Source organism: Caballeronia sp. LZ001, from assembly GCF_031450875.1.
Lineage (GTDB): Bacteria > Pseudomonadota > Gammaproteobacteria > Burkholderiales > Burkholderiaceae > Caballeronia.
Genome location: NZ_JARTVX010000004.1, coordinates 1,084,018 through 1,105,403 on the forward strand (window position 1 = coordinate 1,084,018; position 21,386 = coordinate 1,105,403).

31 protein-coding genes and 1 tRNA gene are annotated in these 21,386 nt (G+C 59.3%); 24 read left to right on the forward strand and 8 right to left on the reverse strand.

Annotation, left to right across the window (positions count from 1 at the left end):
* Window positions 1-48 precede the first annotated feature (48 nt).
* From P9292_RS15525 to P9292_RS15540, 4 genes are all read left to right on the forward strand, one after another.
* A complete protein-coding gene (locus P9292_RS15525) occupies window positions 49-2,052 on the forward strand; it encodes a VTT domain-containing protein (RefSeq protein ID WP_309959899.1) in 2,004 nt (667 codons plus the stop codon).
* Between the two features lie 48 nt (window positions 2,053-2,100).
* Entirely contained in the window at window positions 2,101-2,721 is a 621-nt protein-coding gene (locus P9292_RS15530) for a DedA family protein (protein ID WP_309959902.1), read from the forward strand.
* A 94-nt stretch (window positions 2,722-2,815) separates the two neighbouring features.
* Window positions 2,816-2,911 (forward strand) — tRNA-Sec (locus P9292_RS15535).
* A gap of 149 nt (window positions 2,912-3,060) precedes the next feature.
* Window positions 3,061-4,293, forward strand: coding sequence for a phage integrase central domain-containing protein (locus P9292_RS15540; protein ID WP_309849926.1), 1,233 nt, complete (start codon window positions 3,061-3,063; stop codon window positions 4,291-4,293).
* Here the strand turns inward: P9292_RS15540 and P9292_RS15545 are convergent.
* The 6 genes from P9292_RS15545 to P9292_RS15570 form a co-directional block, all read right to left on the reverse strand.
* Window positions 4,271-4,492: an AlpA family transcriptional regulator gene (locus P9292_RS15545; RefSeq protein ID WP_309849924.1), complete on the reverse strand. Its 222-nt coding sequence runs from the start codon at window positions 4,490-4,492 to the stop codon at window positions 4,271-4,273. The genes P9292_RS15540 and P9292_RS15545 overlap by 23 nt on opposite strands.
* Window positions 4,493-4,579: 87 nt before the next feature.
* The gene (locus tag P9292_RS15550; RefSeq protein ID WP_309959904.1) at window positions 4,580-4,801 is read right to left on the reverse strand and encodes a hypothetical protein; all 222 of its coding nucleotides are present in this window, start codon (window positions 4,799-4,801) and stop codon (window positions 4,580-4,582) included.
* 87 nt (window positions 4,802-4,888) lie between these two features.
* Window positions 4,889-5,146 (reverse strand): hypothetical protein, encoded by a 258-nt coding sequence (locus tag P9292_RS15555; RefSeq protein ID WP_309936285.1) that lies wholly within the window; start codon window positions 5,144-5,146, stop codon window positions 4,889-4,891.
* A 161-nt stretch (window positions 5,147-5,307) separates the two neighbouring features.
* A complete protein-coding gene (locus P9292_RS15560) occupies window positions 5,308-5,466 on the reverse strand; it encodes a hypothetical protein (RefSeq protein ID WP_309849920.1) in 159 nt (52 codons plus the stop codon).
* A 101-nt stretch (window positions 5,467-5,567) separates the two neighbouring features.
* Window positions 5,568-6,413 carry a hypothetical protein gene (locus tag P9292_RS15565; RefSeq protein WP_309849918.1) on the reverse strand — a complete coding sequence of 282 codons (846 nt, stop codon included), beginning with the start codon at window positions 6,411-6,413 and terminating at the stop codon, window positions 5,568-5,570.
* A gap of 510 nt (window positions 6,414-6,923) precedes the next feature.
* Window positions 6,924-7,553, reverse strand: coding sequence for an XRE family transcriptional regulator (locus tag P9292_RS15570; RefSeq protein WP_309849915.1), 630 nt, complete (start codon window positions 7,551-7,553; stop codon window positions 6,924-6,926).
* Between the two features lie 100 nt (window positions 7,554-7,653).
* On the opposite strand from P9292_RS15570, the gene P9292_RS15575 reads away from it, so the two are divergent.
* The 6 genes from P9292_RS15575 (at window position 7,654) to P9292_RS15600 (ending at window position 10,019) form a co-directional block, all read left to right on the forward strand.
* Complete coding sequence (locus P9292_RS15575) at window positions 7,654-7,872, forward strand: helix-turn-helix transcriptional regulator (RefSeq protein WP_309849913.1); 219 nt, start codon at window positions 7,654-7,656, stop codon at window positions 7,870-7,872.
* A 175-nt stretch (window positions 7,873-8,047) separates the two neighbouring features.
* Window positions 8,048-8,290, forward strand: a complete 243-nt coding sequence (locus P9292_RS15580; protein WP_309849910.1) for a hypothetical protein — start codon at window positions 8,048-8,050, stop codon at window positions 8,288-8,290.
* Between the two features lie 108 nt (window positions 8,291-8,398).
* Window positions 8,399-8,659, forward strand: coding sequence for a hypothetical protein (locus tag P9292_RS15585; protein WP_309849908.1), 261 nt, complete (start codon window positions 8,399-8,401; stop codon window positions 8,657-8,659).
* A gap of 270 nt (window positions 8,660-8,929) precedes the next feature.
* The gene (locus tag P9292_RS15590; protein ID WP_309959907.1) at window positions 8,930-9,601 is read left to right on the forward strand and encodes a ParB N-terminal domain-containing protein; all 672 of its coding nucleotides are present in this window, start codon (window positions 8,930-8,932) and stop codon (window positions 9,599-9,601) included.
* Complete coding sequence (locus P9292_RS15595) at window positions 9,598-9,756, forward strand: hypothetical protein (RefSeq protein WP_309851547.1); 159 nt, start codon at window positions 9,598-9,600, stop codon at window positions 9,754-9,756. The genes P9292_RS15590 and P9292_RS15595 overlap by 4 nt, the downstream gene beginning before the upstream one ends.
* 8 nt (window positions 9,757-9,764) lie before the next feature.
* The gene (locus P9292_RS15600) at window positions 9,765-10,019 is read left to right on the forward strand and encodes a phage antirepressor KilAC domain-containing protein (RefSeq protein ID WP_309851549.1); all 255 of its coding nucleotides are present in this window, start codon (window positions 9,765-9,767) and stop codon (window positions 10,017-10,019) included.
* Here the strand turns inward: P9292_RS15600 and P9292_RS15605 are convergent.
* Both P9292_RS15605 and P9292_RS15610 read right to left on the reverse strand, forming a co-directional pair.
* Window positions 10,016-10,306: an addiction module antidote protein gene (locus tag P9292_RS15605; RefSeq protein WP_309851551.1), complete on the reverse strand. Its 291-nt coding sequence runs from the start codon at window positions 10,304-10,306 to the stop codon at window positions 10,016-10,018. The genes P9292_RS15600 and P9292_RS15605 overlap by 4 nt on opposite strands.
* 3 nt (window positions 10,307-10,309) lie before the next feature.
* Window positions 10,310-10,606, reverse strand: coding sequence for a type II toxin-antitoxin system RelE/ParE family toxin (locus P9292_RS15610; protein ID WP_309851554.1), 297 nt, complete (start codon window positions 10,604-10,606; stop codon window positions 10,310-10,312).
* A gap of 348 nt (window positions 10,607-10,954) precedes the next feature.
* On the opposite strand from P9292_RS15610, the gene P9292_RS15615 reads away from it, so the two are divergent.
* From P9292_RS15615 to P9292_RS15680, 14 genes are all read left to right on the forward strand, one after another.
* Entirely contained in the window at window positions 10,955-11,569 is a 615-nt protein-coding gene (locus tag P9292_RS15615; protein WP_309959909.1) for a Bro-N domain-containing protein, read from the forward strand.
* Complete coding sequence (locus tag P9292_RS15620; protein ID WP_309854199.1) at window positions 11,566-12,669, forward strand: hypothetical protein; 1,104 nt, start codon at window positions 11,566-11,568, stop codon at window positions 12,667-12,669. Before P9292_RS15615 ends, P9292_RS15620 begins: the two co-directional genes overlap by 4 nt.
* Window positions 12,666-12,896: a hypothetical protein gene (locus P9292_RS15625; RefSeq protein WP_309854196.1), complete on the forward strand. Its 231-nt coding sequence runs from the start codon at window positions 12,666-12,668 to the stop codon at window positions 12,894-12,896. Before P9292_RS15620 ends, P9292_RS15625 begins: the two co-directional genes overlap by 4 nt.
* Entirely contained in the window at window positions 12,893-13,222 is a 330-nt protein-coding gene (locus P9292_RS15630) for a hypothetical protein (RefSeq protein WP_309854193.1), read from the forward strand. Before P9292_RS15625 ends, P9292_RS15630 begins: the two co-directional genes overlap by 4 nt.
* A 5-nt stretch (window positions 13,223-13,227) precedes the next feature.
* Complete coding sequence (locus tag P9292_RS15635) at window positions 13,228-13,593, forward strand: hypothetical protein (protein ID WP_309854190.1); 366 nt, start codon at window positions 13,228-13,230, stop codon at window positions 13,591-13,593.
* The gene (locus P9292_RS15640; RefSeq protein ID WP_309854187.1) at window positions 13,590-14,078 is read left to right on the forward strand and encodes a hypothetical protein; all 489 of its coding nucleotides are present in this window, start codon (window positions 13,590-13,592) and stop codon (window positions 14,076-14,078) included. Before P9292_RS15635 ends, P9292_RS15640 begins: the two co-directional genes overlap by 4 nt.
* Window positions 14,079-14,262: 184 nt before the next feature.
* Window positions 14,263-15,429, forward strand: a complete 1,167-nt coding sequence (locus P9292_RS15645; RefSeq protein WP_309958774.1) for a tyrosine-type recombinase/integrase — start codon at window positions 14,263-14,265, stop codon at window positions 15,427-15,429.
* A complete protein-coding gene (locus P9292_RS15650; RefSeq protein ID WP_309936379.1) occupies window positions 15,426-15,656 on the forward strand; it encodes a hypothetical protein in 231 nt (76 codons plus the stop codon). The genes P9292_RS15645 and P9292_RS15650 overlap by 4 nt, the downstream gene beginning before the upstream one ends.
* 19 nt (window positions 15,657-15,675) lie before the next feature.
* Entirely contained in the window at window positions 15,676-16,131 is a 456-nt protein-coding gene (locus tag P9292_RS15655) for a hypothetical protein (RefSeq protein ID WP_309853338.1), read from the forward strand.
* A 226-nt stretch (window positions 16,132-16,357) separates the two neighbouring features.
* The gene (locus P9292_RS15660) at window positions 16,358-16,606 is read left to right on the forward strand and encodes an HNH endonuclease signature motif containing protein (RefSeq protein WP_309958773.1); all 249 of its coding nucleotides are present in this window, start codon (window positions 16,358-16,360) and stop codon (window positions 16,604-16,606) included.
* 106 nt (window positions 16,607-16,712) lie between these two features.
* A complete protein-coding gene (locus P9292_RS15665; protein WP_309853957.1) occupies window positions 16,713-17,186 on the forward strand; it encodes a terminase small subunit in 474 nt (157 codons plus the stop codon).
* Window positions 17,187-17,188: 2 nt separating this feature from the next.
* The gene (locus P9292_RS15670) at window positions 17,189-18,901 is read left to right on the forward strand and encodes a terminase large subunit (protein WP_309853954.1); all 1,713 of its coding nucleotides are present in this window, start codon (window positions 17,189-17,191) and stop codon (window positions 18,899-18,901) included.
* Window positions 18,902-19,086: 185 nt separating this feature from the next.
* The gene (locus P9292_RS15675) at window positions 19,087-20,346 is read left to right on the forward strand and encodes a phage portal protein (RefSeq protein WP_309853950.1); all 1,260 of its coding nucleotides are present in this window, start codon (window positions 19,087-19,089) and stop codon (window positions 20,344-20,346) included.
* Complete coding sequence (locus tag P9292_RS15680; RefSeq protein ID WP_309958772.1) at window positions 20,343-21,314, forward strand: S49 family peptidase; 972 nt, start codon at window positions 20,343-20,345, stop codon at window positions 21,312-21,314. The genes P9292_RS15675 and P9292_RS15680 overlap by 4 nt, the downstream gene beginning before the upstream one ends.
* Window positions 21,315-21,386: the final 72 nt, after the last annotated feature.

Consider the following 21,386-nt stretch of genomic DNA (forward strand, 5'->3'; position numbering starts at 1 on the left):
AGTTACGACGTGGAGACCTTCGCGGCGCAGGCTGTCGCGTGAAATCCGATGGAGCATTCCTACTACAAGCTCTTGCATCTTCTGTCGAGCCATCCCGAATGGACGCTCGTGGTAGTGCTGCTTGCGTCCTTTCTGGAGTCGCTCGCATTCATCGGCACCTTCATTCCGGGCAGCACGGCCATGTTCATCGCGGGCGCGCTCGTCGGAACCGGCGCGCTGAATCTCGGCTGGGTGATGGTCTGCGCGGTCGTTGGCGCCATTGCGGGCGACGCGGTCAGCTTCTGGTTCGGCAAGCGCTATGCAACGAGCATTGCGCAGATGTGGCCGTTTCGGGCGCATCCCGGCGCACTCGTCGCCGGCCGAAGATACTTCGACAAACACGGCGCGAAGAGCGTGGTGCTCGCGCGTTTCGTCGGACCGATGCGCGCGGTGGTGCCGGTCGTCGCTGGCGTCGCGGGCATGACGCCCGCGCGCTTTCTGGCGGTCAACATCATTTCCGCGCTGATCTGGGCGCCGCTGCACATCCTGCCGGGCGTGGTCTTCGGAGCTTCGATCGAACTGGCGGGCGCGGTATCGATCCGGCTCGTGGTGATCCTCGTCATCCTCGCGGCGCTTGCGTGGCTCGTGTTCAATCTCGCGCGCGTGGTGATTTCGCATGCGAAGGAATGGACGTTCGCCTCGCGCGACATGTTGCTTGCGACCTGCCAGCAACGCCGTGGTCTGGCCGCGCGGATGCTCGCACGCGCGCTCGATCCGGGCAATCCTGCGACCGGGCTCATCGTGATGATTTCCGCGCTGCTGCTCGTCTCGGCGGTCGCGTTCTTCTACGTGCTGTCGGGCGTGGCGCGCGGCAGTTCGCTCGTGCAGGTGGACACCTCCATCTTCCGGCTGTTGCAGTCGTTCCGTTCGACCTGGGCCGATTCCATCCTCGATGCCGCCGCCACGCTCGGCAGCACGCCGACGCTCGCCGCGCTCGCCGTGACGGTCGTCGTGTGGATGGTGTTCGAGCGGCGCTGGCGCACGGTCACGTACTGGCTCGTCGCCGTCGTGTTTTCGCAATTGCTGGTGCTCGCGATCCGCTTCACCGCGCGCGATCCGATGCTCGTCACGCTCGCGCCCGCCGACCATTCTTTCCTGAGCAGTCACGTCTCGGCCACGGTCGTGATCTACGGCTTTCTCGCGTTCTTGCTGCTGCGGCGCGTCGGCACCATTTCGGGTGTGTTGATCGCGACGGCGACATCGGCGATCGTCACGGCCGTCGCGCTCGCCGGGTTGTACTTCGGCCGCTTCACCATTTCCGCCGTGCTCGGCAGCGTCGCGCTCGCGGCCATCTGGGTGTTTCTGATCGCGCTCACGGCGGTGTGGCGTAATCCCGGAAAACCGAAGCCGCGTCCGTGGATGCCGTTCGCGGTGCTGGCCGTCATCTGCGCAAGCGTGGCGTTGCAGTTGAGCGATTCATCCGAGGCGCACAGCGCGCCGCCCGTCACGGTCGTCATCACGCCGATTCAATGGACCGATACCTTCTGGCGCACGTTCTCGTGCTACCGGTCGGCCATGGACGGTGACCGTCGCGAGCCGATCACCGTGCAATGGGCGGCCACGCCCGCGCAGATTCGCGCGCAACTGACGAGCCGCGGCTGGACCGAGGTGTCGGGTGTGTCGGTGAAGAGCGTGATGTCGGTGGTGTCGCCCAACGCACCGGCGGTCGCCTTGCCCGCGCTGCCGCGTCTGAACAACGGCGAGCCGTCGAAGCTCGTGTTCACGCGCTCGCATCTCGGCCCGCAGGAGCGCGACGTCCTGCGTTTCTGGCCCACGAACTACGCGCTGGGCATGGGCTCCCGCGCGCGGCCCATGCCGATCTGGCTCGGGTCCGTGGTCCATGAGCGCATCAGGCGACCGACCTGGCCGTTCAACGTGCTGCGCCCGGACTTGCGTGGCGACCCGATGGCGTTCGACCGTGGCGCGGGTTCGCCGTGGGGCGGCATTGAAATTGCGAATAGCGCGGGGTGCGGCGGCATTCCCGTGATGCTCGTCGAATCGCGGGCCGATTGAGCGCGTCCGGCCGCGAGACCATAGACCACAACGAACCGAGGAAGACGCGTGATTCAGATACCGCCATCGGCGATTGCGCAGTGGGGCGGGGCGGCGGTGTTCGCCAACGTGCTGCTGACGCGGCTCGGTGTGCCGCTGCCTTCCGCGCCGTTGCTGCTGTTCGCGGGAACGGCTGTCGCGAACGGGCGGCTCTCGTTCGTCTCCGTGCTGGCGGCTGCCGTGGCGGGCGCGCTCATCGGCGACGGTGTGTGGTTTGCGGCGGGACGCATCCACGGGCGCAAGCTCATTGCCGCGCTTTCGCGTCGCTCCTATGCGATCGACAACGGCATGCGTACGACCGGCGCTCTTTTCGAGCGGCATGGCGCGCCTATCGTCGCGGTATCGAAGTTCATACCGGGACTCGGACTCGTCACGCCGCCCTTGATGGGTACGACGCAAATCGCCGTGCCCGCATTCTTTCTCTGGGATACGGGTGGGATCATCGCGTGGGCTGCGTTCTGGCTGCTGGGCGGCGCGCTCTTTCAACGGCAACTGCAATGGACGCTGATGGAGTTGCATCTGCACGGCGCGACGGTGATCGACCTGCTGGTGGTGCTCGCGCTGATCTTCTTCGCGTACCGTCTGTTACGCCGCAAGCCGCCGCATCAGCCTAGCGACAAGAGCGGTTAATGGCCGGTGCGCCGGCACGTATGCGAATTACGCATCACCGCTATAATCGCGGCGCGCCTGGTCGAAGTGTTGCCAGCGTGCTGAGTTCTCCGCAGGAAGGCATTCGTATCCGGTGGTACGGCCGGGCTTCAAACCCGGTTGGGGATGTCAGACATTCCCAGGTCGGTTCGACTCCGGCTGCCTTCCGCCAATCAAGGCTCTCACGCGTTCTCTAACACTCCCGATGAAACCCGCAGACCGTTGTGATGCGTGGGTTTTGGGGGTGCCGATACTCTTGCTCAATCTCCCTTGCTACCCCAGAATCCAGTCATCATTCGTGGGTAGCTTTGGGGGTAAGGAATGGCAGCACGCCAGTTGAACCGACTGACCGCTTTGGGAATCGGAAAGCTAATCGAGCCGGGATATTATCCGGACGGCGGCGGCCTGTATCTCCAGATAAGCGCGTCTGGATCGCGCTCGTGGATCTTCCGGTTCTCCATCCTCGGGCGTTCTCGTGAGATGGGACTCGGGCCGCTCTCGTTGGTATCACTCGCGGCCGCGCGCAAGGATGCGGCAGAGTGCCGGGCGAAGGTCAAAGAGAAGGTTGATCCGATCATCGCGCGCGACAAGCGCGTCATCGAGCGATCGGCTGAGGCGAACACGGTGACATTCAAGGAAGCAGCCGAAGCTTTCATTGATGGCCGCAGATCCGCGTGGCGCAACGATAAGCACTCGAAACAGTGGACGGCTACGCTCGACCACTATGCCTATCCAGTGATCGGCCACATCGACGTGCGCGACATCGACACCGAGATGATTGTGCGCATCCTCCAGCCGATCTGGCTGAAGAAGGCCGAGACGGCGCGACGCGTGCGCGGGCGCGTGAAGGCCATCCTCGATGCTGAAACTACGCTCGGCCATCGCTCGGGCGACAACCCGGCGCGCTACGTCGATCATCTCGACCGCGTGTTGCCGCGCACGAAGAAGCGTCAGATGGTCAAGCATCATCCGGCGCTCGCATGGGAAGACATGCCAGCGTTCTTCACACAGTTGAAGACGAGGCCCAAGCGTGCGGCGCGCGCGCTGCGCCTACTGATATTGACGGCGACTCGAACGAACGAAGTACGGTTCGCCCGTCCGGAGGAATTCGACCTGGATGCGAAGGTCTGGACGATCCCAGGCGACCGAATGAAGTGCGAGGTCGAGTTACGCGTGCCGCTCTGCGATGAGGCGGTCGAGTTGGTGCGAAAACAGATAGAGACAGGCGCAAAATGGGGCTGGCTGTTCCCAGGATACAAGGAGGGGAAGCCACTCTCGAACATGGCCATGCTGCTGTTACTGCGCCGGATGGATCGCACCAACATCACGGTCCACGGCTTTCGGTCAACGTTTCGGGATTGGATCGCAGATTGCACCGACTACCCTGATTCGCTCGCAGAGCAGGCGCTCGCACACACGATCGGGTCTATGACGGTGTCCGCGTACCGACGTCGAGACATGCTCGAACGCCGGCGCGGAATGATGGAGGATTGGGCTGATTACTGCGCGGGTCGGCAGAAGGTGGAGCAACTTACTGCTGCATCGGCTGCATAGCCTGAGACGTCTCTCCGGGCTGGTATCGCTTGCCAGCCCGTTCGGCGAGCCAAGCGTCGATGTCGCTTTCGATCCACGCGACGCGACCGGGCACCAACTCAAACGGCTTAGGGAATGTCCCTGCGGCGATCATTCGGTAGATTGTGGATTGTCCGAGTCCCACCTTCGTGGCGACCTGTTTTATTCGCAAGGCATTCATTCTCTTTCTCCTACGATGGCATGCTGCCATGTGTTTTCGGGGCTGAATGAGGCGAGTGCCTCGGTGTCTTGTTTCGGCACGGCCATCTCAATGCGCTCCGTGCCGCTGACCCGTCTCAATCGACGTCCGAACATCGGAAGGCATGTCGCGCGCGGCGAGGGTCGCGATGATCGCGGCGAGAGTGGCAATGGTCATTTCTGGCAGCTCGTCATAGTGATTGAGCGCGACGATAGAAAAGTCATTGGCGATCTGCTGATTCGTGAATGCGGCGCCCGTGAAGACCTGTGCTGCAACCATGTCGATGACCATCGCGTTGAACGCGTCGAAGTGAGGGTGCTGTTACGTCTGAATTTGCTTTTCCACGTGCGCGCGCCGGATTGCCGGCGCCCTCCTAGATTATTTGGTGACGTTCAAGAAAGGCAGGGGAGAACCGGCGCCCATGTACGTGGGCAGCTTGCCGTCCCAGCGATTGATTGCCTGACCGTCCTTCGTGCAGCCACCATTCCGGCCGCCGATGGTTGTCGGCTCCCACTGTCCGAGCGAGTTGGCATGCGGCAACTTCACGACGCGCCGCGTCTGCGTCTTGCGTCCGTCAAGGATGGCGCGCACCATCGGCGCGCTGAATGCGAGCGGGCGTTCTTTAATCGTTCTCACTCGATCACAAGGCGTCATTATTCGTTAAGGCTGCGCATCGACCAATTCAACATGCCTGCGGAGCTCATTGAGCGAGCATCGAAGTCTGTCGACAGATATCCGTGGACGCTGTGCGGCGGACGTAGCAGCATCCAAAGCCTCCTTCCAACAGCGAACTGTATTCACCCCCCCTGAGCGATATGAGCCGGGGTTTGGCTTGCCAAAAAGTGAATTTCGGCCCGAGCCTCGCACTCCAGGGCCTCGCGCTTCGCTTTCAGGGCTTCAGCTTTTGCTGCCTTTTTTGCAGCGCGTTGTTCACTTAACATTGCTTTACGCGGCATGATCGCATCCTCGGCTTCCTAATAAGTACAACTACATGGCGAAGAGGCCAACGCGACGTAAAACGAATAAAGCGGCGGCCCTACCAAATCGTGATGTGTGATTACACCTTGATGAAGCGGTGATTATCGTCGAGGGTGTATAGCGTGTTCGGCTCCAAATCCTCCTCGCCGATGTAACCGATCTTCATTCGGTATCGCATCTCATAGAAGTCCCAGTACCAGATGCTGATCTGTCCTTTCTCGCCAGCGCTTGCCTTTCCGCTGAATCCCACCATAGCCGTCCCATGATTGCCGGCTCGTGCAGTTCCGCCATCACCCGCAATGGCTGTCCCGCGAACACCTGCGGTGGATTCGCCACGAAAGCCCGTTGTCGCCGTTCCGCCATATCCCACAGTTGCAACTCCTCGATATCCCGCCATGGCTGTGCCGCAGTTTCCTGCTATAGCGCAGCCCAAAGCGCCAACAAATACAGCACGGTGATCGCCGACCGCGCGATGGGCGCCGATCAAAGGAAGATCACGGGCGCATGGATCATTTGCAAGCAGATAGTCGGCAGCGCCTTTGCTCGTGCCGACGAAAACGACTTTGCCGCGTGGAAACTTGCAGAAGCCATCCAACTCGATAATGTCGTCCGTATCCACCTCGATGACGAGCCAATTTGCTGTCGGTTCGATGTAGCCGCCGATCGCATGATCTCCATGGCCATGAAGCCATCCGTGCAGACCCGAGCCACAACGATGCGTCGGTTGCCAATCGGGCGCTTCAACCATCGCGCCTGCCCACGGCCATTTGAAGCCATTCCCAGATGACATGTCTTCTCGGCAGGCGCGCAGAACCAGTGATTTGCTCTTTGGGCGTTCCTGTGGCGGGATCGGTCTGAATGCAAGTCCGACGCGGGCGTTGGATCGCTTCCAATTTTGCGGTGCAGGGAAGGGGACTTCGATCATATTTCCTCCAATTAGTACTGCTACGTCTTAATCGCGCTAGGGTGATGCAGACAACTGCTAACTGTTCATGGTTGTGGCGCCCCGGCGCGCATTGCTAGATAGGAACTTAGTGCTTGCGATGTCCATCGCGAGCACTCCGCTGCGGCTGCTTTGATGGCTCTTGAGCTATTGCCGAATCCTTAGATTTCGCGTTGCCTGGAGAGGCGCCTTCTCGCTATGGGAAATGTGGGTTGTGTATGCTCCAACACAGCGCAAGCCTGTCACGAAAGATCGGGTGCCACAGGCCTCGTGCACAAACTGCTGACACTGCGGCTGGTTCGGCGGCTCATTGGACGCATATTACCTGCAAACTAAAAATGCGTCAAACGCAAATCTTAGGTTTGTACACGGCGACCACGCCTTGGACATGCGTTGCGTCATTTCCGAGAGAAGCGCAAAGGTGCGCGGACGCAAGGCGACCCTTGATTAAATCCAGAAGCGTCGGATGGGAGAGACAGTGGGGCGGGGCTTCTAGATGAAGCTTTCCATGCGCGCGATCACAACACCGCAAATGGACGCATTGCTGGAAACTTCGAAGATACGGTTGGGCCAAGCAGGATTGAGGGCTTCGAGCATCATGTGTGCGCCATCAATTAAAACGCGTTTGAACGTCGCTTGATTGTCGTCATCTAGGCAAATGACAGCTAACGATCGATGTACGGCTTCGCGGTCCGGATCAACAAAGATTATGTCCCCATGATCGAAGGAGGGGCGGCCGTTCGGGTTATGCATGCTATCCCCCCTCACGCGCAGTGCGTAAGTCCGAGGCCCGTGTTTTACGGGGCATGGAAGCCACTCCTCGGCTTCGCCCGGCTCAAACGGTAGGTTTACTTGGCACCATTTGCCAGCTGCTACCCAAGACACGAGCGGCACTTTGCCGGTGGGTGGCGGCGAACTTGCGCCAACTTCTTCAGAAAATAACGTTGCGACCTGCACGCCGAGTGCTGCCGCGATTTTTTCAAGTGCGTCTTGACTGTAGCCTTGGAGACCGCGTTCAAGGCGCGATAGATTACCTACGTCGCTGCCGACTTGCGTAGCAAGTTCGAGGATTGTCATCCCCGCAATTTTGCGAAGTTTTCGGATATTAGATCCAACGGTCATACTCAATTTTCTCCTTTAGATGCGTGGCGCGCAAAGCGTGTTGCGCAATTCATCGTCTGGCCTTAATATGCGTGTAACGCAAAAACAAGGAAGCCAGAGTATGAAAAGTCCCCTCCGCCAGGCGCGCGAGCGACGCGGGATGACGATCGCTCGTGTGGCGAGCGTGATAGGCATCGACCCCAGCAACCTGAGTCGAGTCGAACGTGGGTGTCAAGTGCCCTCTTTTGATGTCGCTGAGCGCCTTGCAAAATTTTTCGATGGCGAGGTGCCGGAAATGCAGATCCTCTACCCGCATCGTCACAAGGTCCCGCGTAAATAAAGTCCCGCGTGCTCGAAGCCGGGCGGGCTTGTCGGCATATGTGATTCGCGGCTGTCCCTACTACTGAACCAGATCGCGGTCCAACGAAATACAAAGGATTCAAATGACTGCATCGGTAATAGCAATTTAAGCGAACGGCGCTGGCGCAAAAAATTGCAATGAACCCGAAGGACGCGTGGCTATCGACGGGATCGAGATCCCCTGCGTGCATCGCGTAACGACGGTCATCTCGGCCGACGAGGCGCCCATGGTGAGGCTCGACCTGGGCCTGGGTCATGACGTGACCATAAAGAACGGCTCGATCTGCGTGAACAATGTAGTGATGCCGTCGAGCGTAGAGCGAGCCCTCTGGAAGCACCTGCGATTGAAGTACAGCGGTGAGATCGTTGTCTCAACGCTCGGCTCTCGCCATCGTTGATGACCGGGTACCAACAAATCAGGCGGCAATAACGCGACTTCGTCCGCCTTCCAATCGAGCCGGCTCATCGGGCGAACGATAGCTTGCGTATGAAGAGGAGAAGCAAGGATGCACATCGAGCGGCACCAGCAAATGCTTAGAAACGCGACGAGCGAAACGCTTGCAGCGGTCATTACACAGATGAAGCAGGAACATCCCGAGGCCTTTCAAATTGAAACCGGCGCGAACGAAACGCTTTCGCAACGGCGCTTTGCCTATGAGCCAGCCACGCCACTGCCGATGGCGGGCTTCAACGTGACACGTAAAGACGCAGCAGAGGCAATACAGGAAAGTATGCGCAAAGCGTCGGAGCGGACAGTCAAACGGTAGGGTGGATGGAGTCAAGGTGCCGAATACTCCTTGGTGGGTTAGTACAACTATTTACGCTTGACGCAGGCCTCGCTGACCTTTACGGCAACAAATCATGCGTTCGTGACTTCTTTAGGGGCGGCAATCTGATGGATATGACCGATGGCAAAGAACTCAATTGACGCGTACGGCGCGTCGGGGAAGACAAACCTGCTGTTCTTCGACCCCGACAAGCTGGTGCTGGTGACGGATACGGCTTCGCCGCTGTACGACCCACGCGTAGATTTACCCGTGAATGCGGACCTCGCTCGAAACATCGATTTCCAAGGTGTGCTTCAGCCGATCTCAGTGATGAAGAACACCGAGACGGGCGAAACGGAAGTTGCGGTTGGGCGACAACGCGTTAAGGCGGCGCGCTTGGCGAATGAATGGCGGCGTGCGCGCGGCGAACCGCTGCTCCAGGTCCCCGGGCAAGTCCATCGAGGCGAGAGGCGCACGGCGCTGACCGCGATCATCAGCGAGAACGAGCTCCGGGAGGCAGACACCCCTCTTGGCCGCGCAGAGAAGATGCGCCGCGTGATGGCCTTCGGCTACAGCGAGGCAGAGCTCGCGACGATCTTTGGCTGTTCGGCGGCCACGGTACGGGCAACGCTCGCACTGCTCGAATGTTGCGCTGATGTTCGCAAAGCGATCGAAAGCGCGCGCATCAACGTCACTCACGCCCGTCACCTTTCGAAACTGCCACCGGCGCAGCAGCGTGAGAAGGTTCGGGAGCTAGTTGCCGCCGGCGCGAACGTCGCCGGTCATGCGCGCGCCCGAGCGCAGCGCGAGGCGCTCGGCGAACGCACGCCCAAGATGCGAAGCCGTAAGGAGATTTTGAAGGAGTTGGGCGCGTCGTCGGGCGAACGTGCTGAGGCGTTGCGCTGGGTGTTACAGACTGCAAAGCAGGAGGATGGTGGATGAAGAGATTGGAAAACGAAGCCCAGGCCAATGTGCTGGTGGAGGCCAAGGATCGAGACGAAGCGGGGGCCTTGGAATCTCGAAAGATCTGTCTCAGCTGTGGAGCAAAGCAGAAGGACGACGGCACGCTGCCGTGCGGTCACGACAACGATGTGTAAGGTAACCAATGAGCAACGCTATCAAACATAGCCCGAGAGTGGACCTGGGCGTGGTCTTCCTCACGGGCAAGCAACAACGCATGGCGCCTTATAAGACGCACATCGAGATGGGCCGCGTTGAAGTTGGCGTTGGCGTGACGGATGACGAGCGGCAATACGCATTCAAGTACTGGAAATTCACTCCGAAAGGCTTCGAATGGATTGCCGGCAAGTGGATGGCGCGACAGCTCGTTGAGCGAGACGCGCAGCTCCTGGAGGCTTAATGCGCATGACGCGAACTTACGCTCATTTGAACGCCCAGCGCGCGCAAGAGTTTCTGAATCGTCTCGTAGCGCGGATGCGCGCCAGGCGCTATCGCTTTGTAGAGGCTCTCGCGTCCGAGACCTGCTTCCGCCGCAACCTTGGCAACGCCACGCGCTCGAGTTACTGCGCCGAGGGCAGAAAGGAACACATCAGGGTTCGGGTCTTCCATCGCAGCCGCAAGGAATTCGGCGATCGCTTCGTCGCTGTCGAGATAATCGGCAGCATCGAAAACAGCAAAAGTAGTCATAGCTCACTCCTTCAGTTCGCGCGCCATTCGGATCGCACGTTTGATGTCCTGGTCCTGACTCGACTTGTCGCCGCCGGTCAGGAGAAGGTAGATAACGGTGCCAGTGCGCGTGTAGTAGACGCGATATCCGGCTCCCACATCGATTCGCATTTCGCTAACCCCTTCGCCGACCGGCTTGCAGTCACCAAAATTTCCTTGCTGGGCGCTAACAAGCCGAGCAGCGATTCGAGCTTTTGCGCGGGCATGGCGGAGCTTAGAAAGCCATGCGTTGAATTCGTCGGATCGAAGCAATGTGTTCATGTTGTGAGTGTATCCAAATGGATACGAACGGGCAAGCCTCAACTTGCGCTCCGCCTACCGCTTTTCTTGACTGCCTGCCGCACCGCTGCCTATACTTCACGCATCTCGGTAGACAACCGAGCTGCGGGCGTCGAAACCCGGTGTCACAAAGGCGGACGAGCCGCCGCGCAAGCGGCTTTTTTATCGTCCCTTCGTCTCTGCACGCCTCTTTCAATGGCGGGCCGGGCGGGGCCAGCTTCGGCTGGGCCGGTTTGCCTTTGTGGCCGGTTTTCGACCCCCGCTGTCGGGCCCGCCACCCCTCACGTCGAAATGAGCGGCGGGCCTTTGTCCCACACAAAGGAGCCCGCCATGCGTGCTAACGTCCGCGCTCGTCCTGAGCAAACGCAATCCCTTTCCTTTCAGAGCTACCGCTTCGACGTTATCGACCGTGAGGGTCTGCGTTGGCTAAGTCTACGCCAGATTGGGGTAGCCTTGGGCTACGCCAATCCTCACAAGGTGCAGCAGGTATTCGAGCGCAACGCTGCCGAATTCACCGACAGCATGACCGCCGTTGTAACGCTCCCCACCGCGGGTGGCGATCAGCAGGTACGCATCTTCTCGCTCCGCAGCGCGCATTTGCTGGGCATGCTCGCTCGCACCTTGAAAGCCGCTGCATTTCGGCGGTGGGTACTGGACCTAATCGAACGCGAAGCCCAATCCGCAGAGTCGCGCAAGCCGCAACTGCTCGACAGTCGCTGGCTGATGTACTTCGGCCACGACGGATGTCAGCGGATGCAGCCGGTAGCGCCGGATGCAGTAGTGATCGCGCCAGACGCCCTTGCGAAGCTCATCGGTGAGCCGGGCGTTGTGTCGGTGCGCCTCCTGCCAGAAATCATCGCCTCTGCCGCGAGCCGGTTGCAGGAGATCGAGCGCGTCAGTCAGTCAGACGACTGTGCTCGTCATCATGGGAGGGCACAGCTATGAGTGGCTACGCATATCAATGGGCTAAACGCCAGCACGTCGGCGATTCAGCGGCCAAGACACTCTTGAAGACATATGCGCATTGGGCGGCCGAAGACTACACCACGTGGGTCACGAACGACGAGCTCGTGCTCGACACTGAGCTCGACGTCAAGACCATTCGGAAAGCGCGCGAAAAGCTCGTGTCGCTTGGTTTCCTGACTGAGACGCCGCGTCGCATGGGCGGCACGAAAAGCATTGTCGTTTATCAGATGCTCGCTCCATCTGGCTCTGTCGTAGTTCAAGCGGTCGATCAGCGCACTGGGGATGCTATCTCATTGAGTCCGCCGTCTATGGAGGAGTTAGATGCTAAGCCCCTCCATAAACGGAGCCCCTCCAAATTTGGTACTGCTAAGGGGGACCAAAAACGGAGCCCCTCCAAATGTGGAGCCCCTCCAAATCCGGATGTAAGCCCCTCCACATTTCCCTCGAAGCCCCTCCACATTTCCCTCGAAGGGGTACCAAATGTGGAGGGCAAGAAGGGTTTAGAAGAGAAAGAGAAGAACTTAGATAAGCAACCTGCGCGACGTGCGTCGCGAGTTGCGTTGCATGAGCAGATCCGAAATCTCGAACTGCCGGACGAAATCACGTCGGAGGTCTGGGCGATGTGGTGCGAGCACCGAGAGGCGAAGCACAAGGACGCACCGTGGACGCGAACGGCCGCTGCGCTTTCGGTCAAACGTTTGCTTTCGCTCGCAGCGGGCGGCCAGTTGCCCGAGGTGACAGTCGAGGAGGCTGTGCTTCGTGGCTGGACAGGGCTTTTCCCCGTGAAAGCTGAGACGGGGGCGTCATCGCCGCCTGGCGGCGCGAGGACGATCGTTGCGGACTGGTGGCGCACGTCGAGCGGCATCGAGGCGCGTGGCGAGCAGCTTGGCGTGAAACAGGGCGATGGCGAAACGTTCATGCGCTTCAAGGCCCGCGTGTTCAAGGCCGCCGGCCCAGGCGGATGGATGGAGGACATGCTGCGCACGGTCGGCCGCGAAAGCGAGGAGCACTACGAGGCGCTGTACGCCTACTTCAACGACATCCCGCGAGATCGACACGGCAACACGGAGGCGGCATGAGCAAGCGTAGCTCGAACCGCGCCGCCTCGAATCAGCAAGGCGACCTGCTCGGTACAGAACTCGGTGCGAAGGACTGCCAAACCTGCCGATACGCGGTCAAGACGCCGGGCCTTGAGCCCATGCATCGCCTTGGCTTTGCGAATTGCGCACTGCTGCCCGACTGGCAATACGTGTCCAGCGTATCGACCTGTCGTTTCAACCCTGTTCGTTGGAGTCAAAATTCATGAACGCTCAAAAGCTCGCCCGCGCCGTCCTGTTCGACGTGTTACTCGTCATCTGCCTATACCTGTGGGTCGAGGGCGGTCACGCGCTCGCACGGGATGTCGCCATCGCCTACCTCTGTGTCATCGCCGAAATCATGTGGATTGCGGCCTTACTCGTGTCCGCGAAGGATTACGAGCACGGCTATCCCGTGAATGCCTTCTACGATTTCGTGAGCACGATGGCGATCCTCGGCGTTCTGGTGTGGCAACGCGAATCCATCGTTGCGGCGCTGCTGGGCATCCCGTACTTCCTCACCTTGGCAAAGCGGGAGGTGGCGCAAGCATGGTGAAAACGATGCAGCCAATAGTGCTAACCGTGCGCGTCCCTGTTGTCGGTCTCGTGACAGATCGCGGCATGCGCGGCCGCTACACGATCATGACGCAGAAAGCGCCGATCACAACGATGGTTCATGGCTTGCGCCGCGTGCGGCATCGCAATCCGAGCGGCCGAGGCGACGAGCAATACAAGGTCAACGCGCTGGCATTCATCCCAGTGGGATACCGCGGCTCGATCTCAAGATCAGATTGGGTCGATCACGAATACGCGTGGGTCGATTGCCTGTATGCCGATAACCGGAAATCACTTACCGCGTTTCGCGATAGCGGCGATCACACATGGATGGCGCCGGATGCGCCGATATCGGAAGGAAGCAAGGTATGACACCAGCAAGATTTCAAGCGGCGCTGAGCGGGCAATCTGCGATTGCGAAGAAAGTGCTGGAGATGGTGCCGAAGCAAGACGCATGGTCGCGCAACGAGATCGCGATGCATCTGCGGCGAGTGACGAAGAGCTCGCCTGATGTCGCGGTGCTCGATGGGTGCTTGCTTCGGTTGCAGGACGCTGGTTTGGTCCGCGAGAAGTTCAAGGGGCGCTTTCAGCGCGTGGAAGTAAGAGAAAAGGAGAGCATGGTGACCGTAGCAGCGAAACAAATCGAATCCAGCTCAGGGGGTAGCGTGCCGAGCCATTCGGTGCTCGACATTCTGTCCGCGCTTTCCGGTCGCGCGCGCAAGCTCGCCGGGGATCTGACGGAGCTAGCCTCTGACGTGGAGACCGCGGCGCTGACGATCGAACAGCAGCAAGCACAAGACAGCGCCGACCTGGAGAAGCTGCGTCAGTTTCACGCGCTTTTCAAAAGTCTCGCCTAGGAGCCGTCATGAAGACGCCGCATACATGCTGCGCACGGGGGGCCCGGGTTCGCATAGTACTTCGTAACGGAGAGGTGATCGTCGATCGCTTTGTCGAACGCACAGGCAAATTCATCGTGCTTGCCAAAAACCGGCTTCGCGGAGGTGAATTGAAGTCGTTCGGGATCTATAAAGAGGCGAGGCGGTGAGCTATCAGTTATTTCGTGTTGGAAAACGCTGGCACTACCGGTTCCAGGTGAACGGCGCGCGGGTGCAACGCAGCACACGCGAGAGCGTCAAGCACAAGGCCGAAGCCGTGGCGGCGCGCGCCTACCACGACGCCAAACTATGGTCGAGAGGACGCGAGCCGGTGCCGACGCTGCGGGAATTGTTCGTCAAATGGATTGCGGCCAACGAGCCGATTGTGAGCGGCGCGCACATTAAGTCGATGCGAACGGTCGCCCGTTTGCATTTGTACGGGCTCGGCGATGTTTCGGTCGATCAGTTGACGAACGGGGCCATTGAGCAGGCGCGTCTTGAGCATTTGCAGACGCACAGCCGGGCGAGCGCCAATCATTGGCTCAAGTCGATCAAGGTCGTGTGCAACTGGGCAGTTCGGCGCAACATCCTGCCGATGGTGCCGTGGTCGGTGAAGTTGATCAAGTTGCAGAAAAGGCCACGCACGACGTTGCCGGCGTCGATGGCTTCGAAGTGGTTGATCGAAGTGGATGCGGCGGCCGCTCGGCAGCCGGGCGTGTCGATCGCCGTGCGGTTGATGCTCGGATTGGGGCTGCGCGAAATGGAGACCATCACGGCGCGTTGGGAGTGGCTCGACTGGGAGCGCGGCACCTATACGCCAGGTCGGACCAAAGGGCGCGAGGCCGACCCCGTACCAGTGCCTCGATGGTTGCTTGACTATCTGCATCCGATACGCCACGCATGCGGACTGATCGTGACGCGCAAGAGCGGTGAGGCGTTCAAGGCGGGTTTTACGCGTCGAGCGATGTTCGCCGCAAACGCCGCATGTGAAGTGGTCGGGCTCACACCGCACCGACTGCGCGGCACGTTCGCCACGCTATTGAGCGAACAGGGTGTTCCCATCCAAACCATCCGGCGCGTGATGCGCCACAAGGATGCGCGTACGACGATGGTGTACCTGGAAGCTGACCTCGGCTCGGTTGTCGATGCGCAAGCACGATTAAGCGAACGAATGGGCTTGGTCGATCTCGCGAAACGCAAAGTAAGTGGCGAAAAAGTGGCGAAGAGCATCGCTCAAACCCTTGTCGTTACTGAGTTTGCAAATTCCTGTGAGTCATCCGCTCAAGGCGCAAAAAGCGGGACTAAGGTCATCATGAAACCATCGACATCATGAGCGCGTACACCTACATTGAGATGTCTTCTGTCCCGCGCCCGCTCTTGCAGATGGCCGTGCGACAAGTAGAAGGATTGCAGAGTTGGATCTCGTTTCCCGGCTGCCCATTCGCTGGAATCGAAGAAGAAGGTGAGGTCCAGTTCCCGTATCCGAGCAACCGCGAATTGCGCGAGCAGCTGGTCGCTTGGCTGGATCACTGGAACATTTCTTACGGCGTTGAGCAATAGCGCGATGAGGAGCGAGGCTATGAGTGAACATAGTTTGAATGAAGATGCGCGAAACGCGGCAGACGACAAGGTTCATCGTTGGGTCGCTTGGTGTCTGACACGCCGCATCTTCGCGCCGTATGTAAAGTCGAATGTGCTCGCGCGTCTGCAGCCCGCCCGTCGAGCAATGGCGCGCGAGCCGGACTCGTTTTTGGATCCCGAGATGCCGTTCTTCAATATGGCGATCCATGCGCTGTGCGAACAAGGCGGTAGCGCGCACGAGGCGGAGTGCTTCCTCGGGGTCTATTGGTATAACGCGAACATTAAGGCATTGGCCTACGAGCAGAAATGTGCGCGTGGCACAATCTATAACCGCGCCCGGCGGTTTGCGGTACGCGCCGAATCGCTTGGTAAATCAATCCGCCGGGCAAGTGAGAGCTTCATGTCCGAAAAGTGTTCAAGAATTATTGAACAAAATAGTTCTACTGCTGATTGAACACTTTCATATAAAATCGGCTCTTAATCGATAGGCTGCATCATTGTCTTTAAGGCCCGCATGGCTCAAACCATGTGGGCTTTTTTGCGTTGGTGCGCGTCTTGCGCGATAGCCTCGTTCGAGGCTAGTTCATCCATCTCTGTGTTGCAACCTGCGAATGGCGAGACTGAGGACCCTTAAGCCCCGACTGGGTAACGTGAAGGCCAATAGGCTCTCGTTGTTGGACGTGAAAGCTGGATCCACGGTGCGCATTCGCGGGCGCAGATGGATGACGACGCGCATGCGCATCGCCGCGCGTGACAACTTTTGCTGCGCGCGGTGCGGCCGATTGTGGAACGAGCATCTCGATCACGTCGATCACCGCGTTCCGCTCGAAGCTGGCGGCAGTAACGACGACGCCAATCTGCAGTTGCTCTGCGTTGACTGTCATGCGCGCAAGACGGCGGCGGAGGCTGCGGGGCGGTTTGGACGTTGAGCAAGTGTTTGGGGGGGAGGGGGTGTCGAAAGTCTGGTGGGTTCGAGGCTCGGACACCGAGCGTTCTCTCACGCGCACAAAATTTCCCCTTTTACGAGAGTTGCTAATGTCCCTAACGAATAAGCAACGGCTGTTCGTAGAGGCGTATCTGGTTGACGGAAAAGGGAAAAATGCCGCAGTCGCAGCCGGATACAGCCAACGTACCGCTAGCATCGAAGCTAATCGGTTGCTAAAGAACCCGCGGGTGTTAGCGGAGATCGAGCGTCGAAAAAAGTTGCTTGATCGTCCCGCGAAGGTCGATGCGAATTTGGCAAGTGTGGCCGCGGCCGCAGGGTTCGACATATCTAAAGCGGTCGCGACGCGCGACGCGCTGGAGTTTTTAATCGCGGTGTTTAATGATCCGATGACCGAGCCGAAATTACGCGTTGATTCGGCGAAAGCGGTTGTTCCGTATCAACACGCGAAAAAGGGCGAGGGCGGCAAGAAAGAGCTGCGTGATGAAGCCGCAAAGAAGGTCGCGAGCAAGTTTGCACCTGCCGCGCCGCCCAAGCTCGTCGCGGCAGGCGGCAAGAAGGTGTAAGTATGGAGTGGACGACAGCCTGTCCCGATTGGGAAGCTCGTTTGATCGACGGGAGGTCGATCATTCCGGCTCCGATTTTTCCTGATGAAGCAGAGCAGGCGCTGGCGATTTTCAAAGAGCTGCGCGTCGTCGATCTGCCGGGCAAACCGACGTTTGGCGAGTGTAGCGAGCAGTGGGTTTTCGACTTTGTCTCTGCTATTTTCGGAGCCTACGACGCGCAGAGCGGTGCGCAGTTAATCCGCGAGTTCTTTCTGCTTATCAGCAAAAAGAACACGAAGTCGACGATCGCTGCCGGGATCATGTTGACGGCCGTTATTCGCTGCTGGCGTGAAGAGGAAGAGCATCTGATCCTGGCGCCCACGAAGGAAGTCGCCGACAACAGCTTCAAACCGGCCGCCGGCATGGTTCGAGCCGATGATGAATTGTCGGCTTTGTTTCACGTGCAAGATCATGTTCGAACCATCACGCATCGCGTGACGCGTGCGTCGTTGAAGGTGGTGGCCGCTGATACGGACACCGTCTCGGGCAAGAAATCTGGACGTATTCTTATCGACGAGCACTGGCTTTTTGGCAAAAAGGCGAACGCTGAGAGCATGTTCATGGAAGCGACGGGTGGTCAGATCTCGCGCGACGAAGGGTGGGTTGTCATCCTGACGACGCAGAGCGACGAGCCGCCGGCGGGCGTCTTTCGCGAAAAGCTGAACTATCACCGCGACGTGCGCGACGGAAAGATCATCGATCGCAAGTCGCTCGGCGTGCTGTACGAGTTTCCTGCAAAGCTGATCGAATCGAAAGGCTATCTGGATCCGGCGAACTTCTACATCACAAACCCGAACGTTGGGCGCTCAGTCAGTGCCGAGTGGCTGGAGGATCAGTTGCGCAAGATCCGCCACAAGACGGATGGCAGCTTCCAGCAATTTGTTGCTAAGCATCTGAACGTCGAGATAGGCCTGAACTTGCGCTCCGATCGATGGGCGGGCGCAGACTTCTGGGAAAACGCTGCGCGCGCGCCTGGCATCACGCTTGAAGAGGTGATCGAGCGAAGCGAGGTGATTGACGTCGGAATTGACGGCGGCGGCCTAGATGACTTACTGGGGCTTGCTGTGATCGGGCGCGAAAGACAAACGCGCAACTGGCTTGTCTGGACGCACGCGTGGGCGCATCCGTCCGTCCTTGATCGTCGAAAGGAGATCGCGCCGCGGCTGCACGATTTCGAGGCTGCGGGTGACTTGACGATGGTCGCGCAGATCGGCGATGACGTGCGAGATGTTGCCGACATCGTTGCCACGATCTATCAGGCCGGCCTGCTCGACAAGGTCGGCGCTGACCCGGCCGGAATAGGCAGCGTGCTTGATGCACTCGCCGAGCTCGGTATTCCCGAAGACAAGGTGATTGGTATCTCACAGGGCTGGAAGCTCTCCGGCGCGATCAAAACCGCGGAGCGGCGCCTCGCTGTTGCGGCAAACACCAGAGTGAGCGCAGATGACGTTGTGCCTGACGGCGTGCTGATGCATGGCGGTCAGCCGTTAATGGCGTGGTGTGTAGGTAACGCGCGCGTCGTACCGGTCGGGAACGCTGTCAATATAACGAAGCAGGCCAGCGGATCAGCAAAGATCGATCCGTTGATGGCGTTGTTTAACGCTGTGACGCTGATGGCACTTAATCCCACAGCGTTGTACGGTGGTTCCGTTTATGACCAAGGGGTAGGCGTTTGAAGATAATCGGAATTGCTGGCTGGGTCGCTGGACTGGTTGGCTTTGGACTGCTTGTTTTCGGTGTCGCGCTTGTTAGTGTGCCAGCGGGATTTATCGTGGCGGGACTGCTCCTTCTGTTCTGGGCATACCTTGCCGACCGTGCCGCGGCTCGCATCGGGCAGGCGACGCAGGCAAAGGAGTAGGTAGTGTTTTTTAGCAAGCATCTATTGCCGAGCGTCGGTGTCTCGCAGACAGGTTTAGGCGGATGGATCTCGTCGCTTCTGGGTAGCGTGCGCTCCGACTCGGGCCAGATCGTTACCAAGCAAAGCGCGCTATCACTCACGGTGCTGCAGGCCTGCGTCACTTTGTTGGCCGAAAGCATTGCGCAGTTGCCGATCGAGCTGTATGAGCGATCTGGCGATGATCGGAAGCCAGCCGTTAATCACCCGTTGTATTCGATACTGAAGTACGAACCGAACTCGTGGCAAACCCCGTTCGAGTACCAAGAGCAGTCGCAGCTTGCCGTCGGACTCTGCGGCAATAGTTATAGCTTTATCGATCGCGATTGCGATGGGGTCGTTCGAGGGCTCTATCCCCTGCCGAGCGAATCGGTGGTAGTTAAGCGCGGTGGGGATCTCAAGCCAGTTTACATTGCCTTTGGCAGGGAGCCGATGCCCCAGCGCCTGATCCATCACGTTCGCTGGATCACGCTCGATAGTTATACAGGGCTGTCCCCAATCTTGCTCCATGCGAATGCGATTGGGCATTCTCAGGCGATACAGCAGTATGCGGGAAGGTCGTTTCTGAATGGCACTGTGCTCTCCGGCGTGATTGAGCGACCGAGTGCAAGCCCGCCCATCAAGGATCAAGCGGGTGTCGATCGCATTACCGACAGCTGGAACGCGAAGTTCGCAGGCTCCGGCAATGCAAAGAAGGTTGCGCTCCTGCAGGAGGGAATGACTTTTAAGCCGCTGTCGATGACTAACGTTGACGCGGCTTTGATCGATGCGTTGCGGCTTTCCGCGCTCGACATCGCGCGGATCTATAAGATTCCGGCGCACATGGTGAACGAACTTGAGCGGGCCACGTTCAGTAACATCGAGCACCAGGAGATTCAGTTTGTGATCTATACCTTGTTGCCATGGGTCAAGCGGCACGAACAGGCGAAAACGCGTGATTTGCTCCTGCCGTCCGAGCGCAAACGGTACTTCATCGAATACAACCTGGCAGGGCTGCTGCGGGGTGACCAGGCGTCGCGGTACGCAGCTTATGCGGTTGGGCGTCAATGGGGCTGGTTGTCAAGCAATGACATCCGGCGCTTGGAGAACATGCCGCCAGTGGATGGCGGCGATACCTATCTGAGCCCGCTCAATATGGTGGACGCATCCAAGCCGCTGCCCATGCCGCCGAGCGAAGCTCAGCCCACTAAAGCCCAAGTTGCAGACGTCGAAAGGATTCTGTTTTGAAGCCACATCTCAGACTCGCGAGCCTGATTTTCAATCAGCCGCAACTCGTTAGTGATCACATGATGTCGCTGGCGGTCCAATGGGCTAATCAGGCCCTGTATCTGAATATCGTGAATTTGAGCGTGCACGGCACGCAGCCGAAAGTCACCGACGACGGAGACTTTGGCGGCAGCGCGCAGATGGCGGCGGCATCCGAGCGCCGACGCACAGTGGTTGCCGATACTGGTCTGGACATCATTCCGGTCGCCGGCATCCTTGTATCGCGCTCCGCGCACATGAACCCGTGTGAGCCGATGACGAGCTATGAAGGACTGCGCGCGTCGCTGAACCAGGCTGTCAGCGATCCCGCGGTCGAGCACATCATTCTTGACATCGACAGCAACGGCGGCAGCGCGACGGGTGCGTTCGAGTTAGCCAACGACATCCGTGCTGCCACGAGAGTGAAGCCGATCACGTCGATCGTCAATTTCTCCGCGTTCTCGGGCGGCTACCTGATCGCGGCGGCCGCGTCGAACGTGATCGTCAGTCAGAGCTCTGGTGTCGGTTCGATCGGCGTAATCGCCAAGCATCTGGACATGTCCAAGCGCGACGAGCAGCAGGGCATCAAGGTTACCTCGGTGTTCGCTGGCGACCGCAAGAACGATCTTACGCCCCACGAGCCATTGAGTGACCAGTCACTCCAGCATCTAACTAGCGTAGTGCAAACAAACTACGCGCAATTCGTCGATGCAATCGCGAACTTCCGAGGCCTCACCACTCAGGCGGTCAAGGACACGCAGGCGGGAATTTTCTTTGGGAAGCAAGGAGTAGAGGCGGCACTGGCCGACAGTATCGAAACGCCTCAGTCTGCTGTGAATCGGATAGCCGCAGAGATACGAGCGTCGCGTGGCGAGCGCAAGGCGAGCACGGCTTCACGGCGAAGCGTTGCCGCGCAGGCCGCTGCGATGAGGATGCGAAGTACCTACTGACATACACGAGTTTCGCACGTCAGCGCGTTCGCGGCTGAACGAGTACTGCCGCCTTCAGGCGGCTTTTTTTGG

Coding starts and splice junctions, on each gene's coding strand:
- P9292_RS15600 (WP_309851549.1), top strand. CDS start 9,765: ATGAGCAACGCTATCAAACATAGCCCGAGAGTGGACCTGGGCGTGGTC.
- P9292_RS15655 (WP_309853338.1), top strand. CDS start 15,676: ATGAGTGAACATAGTTTGAATGAAGATGCGCGAAACGCGGCAGACGAC.
- P9292_RS15525 (WP_309959899.1), top strand. CDS start 49: ATGGAGCATTCCTACTACAAGCTCTTGCATCTTCTGTCGAGCCATCCC.
- P9292_RS15540 (WP_309849926.1), top strand. CDS start 3,061: ATGGCAGCACGCCAGTTGAACCGACTGACCGCTTTGGGAATCGGAAAG.
- P9292_RS15575 (WP_309849913.1), top strand. CDS start 7,654: ATGAAAAGTCCCCTCCGCCAGGCGCGCGAGCGACGCGGGATGACGATC.
- P9292_RS15625 (WP_309854196.1), top strand. CDS start 12,666: ATGAGCAAGCGTAGCTCGAACCGCGCCGCCTCGAATCAGCAAGGCGAC.
- P9292_RS15570 (WP_309849915.1), bottom strand. CDS start 7,553: ATGACCGTTGGATCTAATATCCGAAAACTTCGCAAAATTGCGGGGATG.
- P9292_RS15665 (WP_309853957.1), top strand. CDS start 16,713: ATGTCCCTAACGAATAAGCAACGGCTGTTCGTAGAGGCGTATCTGGTT.
- P9292_RS15630 (WP_309854193.1), top strand. CDS start 12,893: ATGAACGCTCAAAAGCTCGCCCGCGCCGTCCTGTTCGACGTGTTACTC.
- P9292_RS15605 (WP_309851551.1), bottom strand. CDS start 10,306: ATGACTACTTTTGCTGTTTTCGATGCTGCCGATTATCTCGACAGCGAC.
- P9292_RS15670 (WP_309853954.1), top strand. CDS start 17,189: ATGGAGTGGACGACAGCCTGTCCCGATTGGGAAGCTCGTTTGATCGAC.
- P9292_RS15545 (WP_309849924.1), bottom strand. CDS start 4,492: ATGAATGCCTTGCGAATAAAACAGGTCGCCACGAAGGTGGGACTCGGA.
- P9292_RS15650 (WP_309936379.1), top strand. CDS start 15,426: ATGAGCGCGTACACCTACATTGAGATGTCTTCTGTCCCGCGCCCGCTC.
- P9292_RS15550 (WP_309959904.1), bottom strand. CDS start 4,801: ATGGTCATCGACATGGTTGCAGCACAGGTCTTCACGGGCGCCGCATTC.
- P9292_RS15640 (WP_309854187.1), top strand. CDS start 13,590: ATGACACCAGCAAGATTTCAAGCGGCGCTGAGCGGGCAATCTGCGATT.
- P9292_RS15585 (WP_309849908.1), top strand. CDS start 8,399: ATGCACATCGAGCGGCACCAGCAAATGCTTAGAAACGCGACGAGCGAA.
- P9292_RS15560 (WP_309849920.1), bottom strand. CDS start 5,466: ATGCCGCGTAAAGCAATGTTAAGTGAACAACGCGCTGCAAAAAAGGCA.
- P9292_RS15620 (WP_309854199.1), top strand. CDS start 11,566: ATGAGTGGCTACGCATATCAATGGGCTAAACGCCAGCACGTCGGCGAT.
- P9292_RS15615 (WP_309959909.1), top strand. CDS start 10,955: ATGCGTGCTAACGTCCGCGCTCGTCCTGAGCAAACGCAATCCCTTTCC.
- P9292_RS15565 (WP_309849918.1), bottom strand. CDS start 6,413: ATGATCGAAGTCCCCTTCCCTGCACCGCAAAATTGGAAGCGATCCAAC.
- P9292_RS15610 (WP_309851554.1), bottom strand. CDS start 10,606: ATGAACACATTGCTTCGATCCGACGAATTCAACGCATGGCTTTCTAAG.
- P9292_RS15635 (WP_309854190.1), top strand. CDS start 13,228: ATGCAGCCAATAGTGCTAACCGTGCGCGTCCCTGTTGTCGGTCTCGTG.
- P9292_RS15595 (WP_309851547.1), top strand. CDS start 9,598: ATGAAGAGATTGGAAAACGAAGCCCAGGCCAATGTGCTGGTGGAGGCC.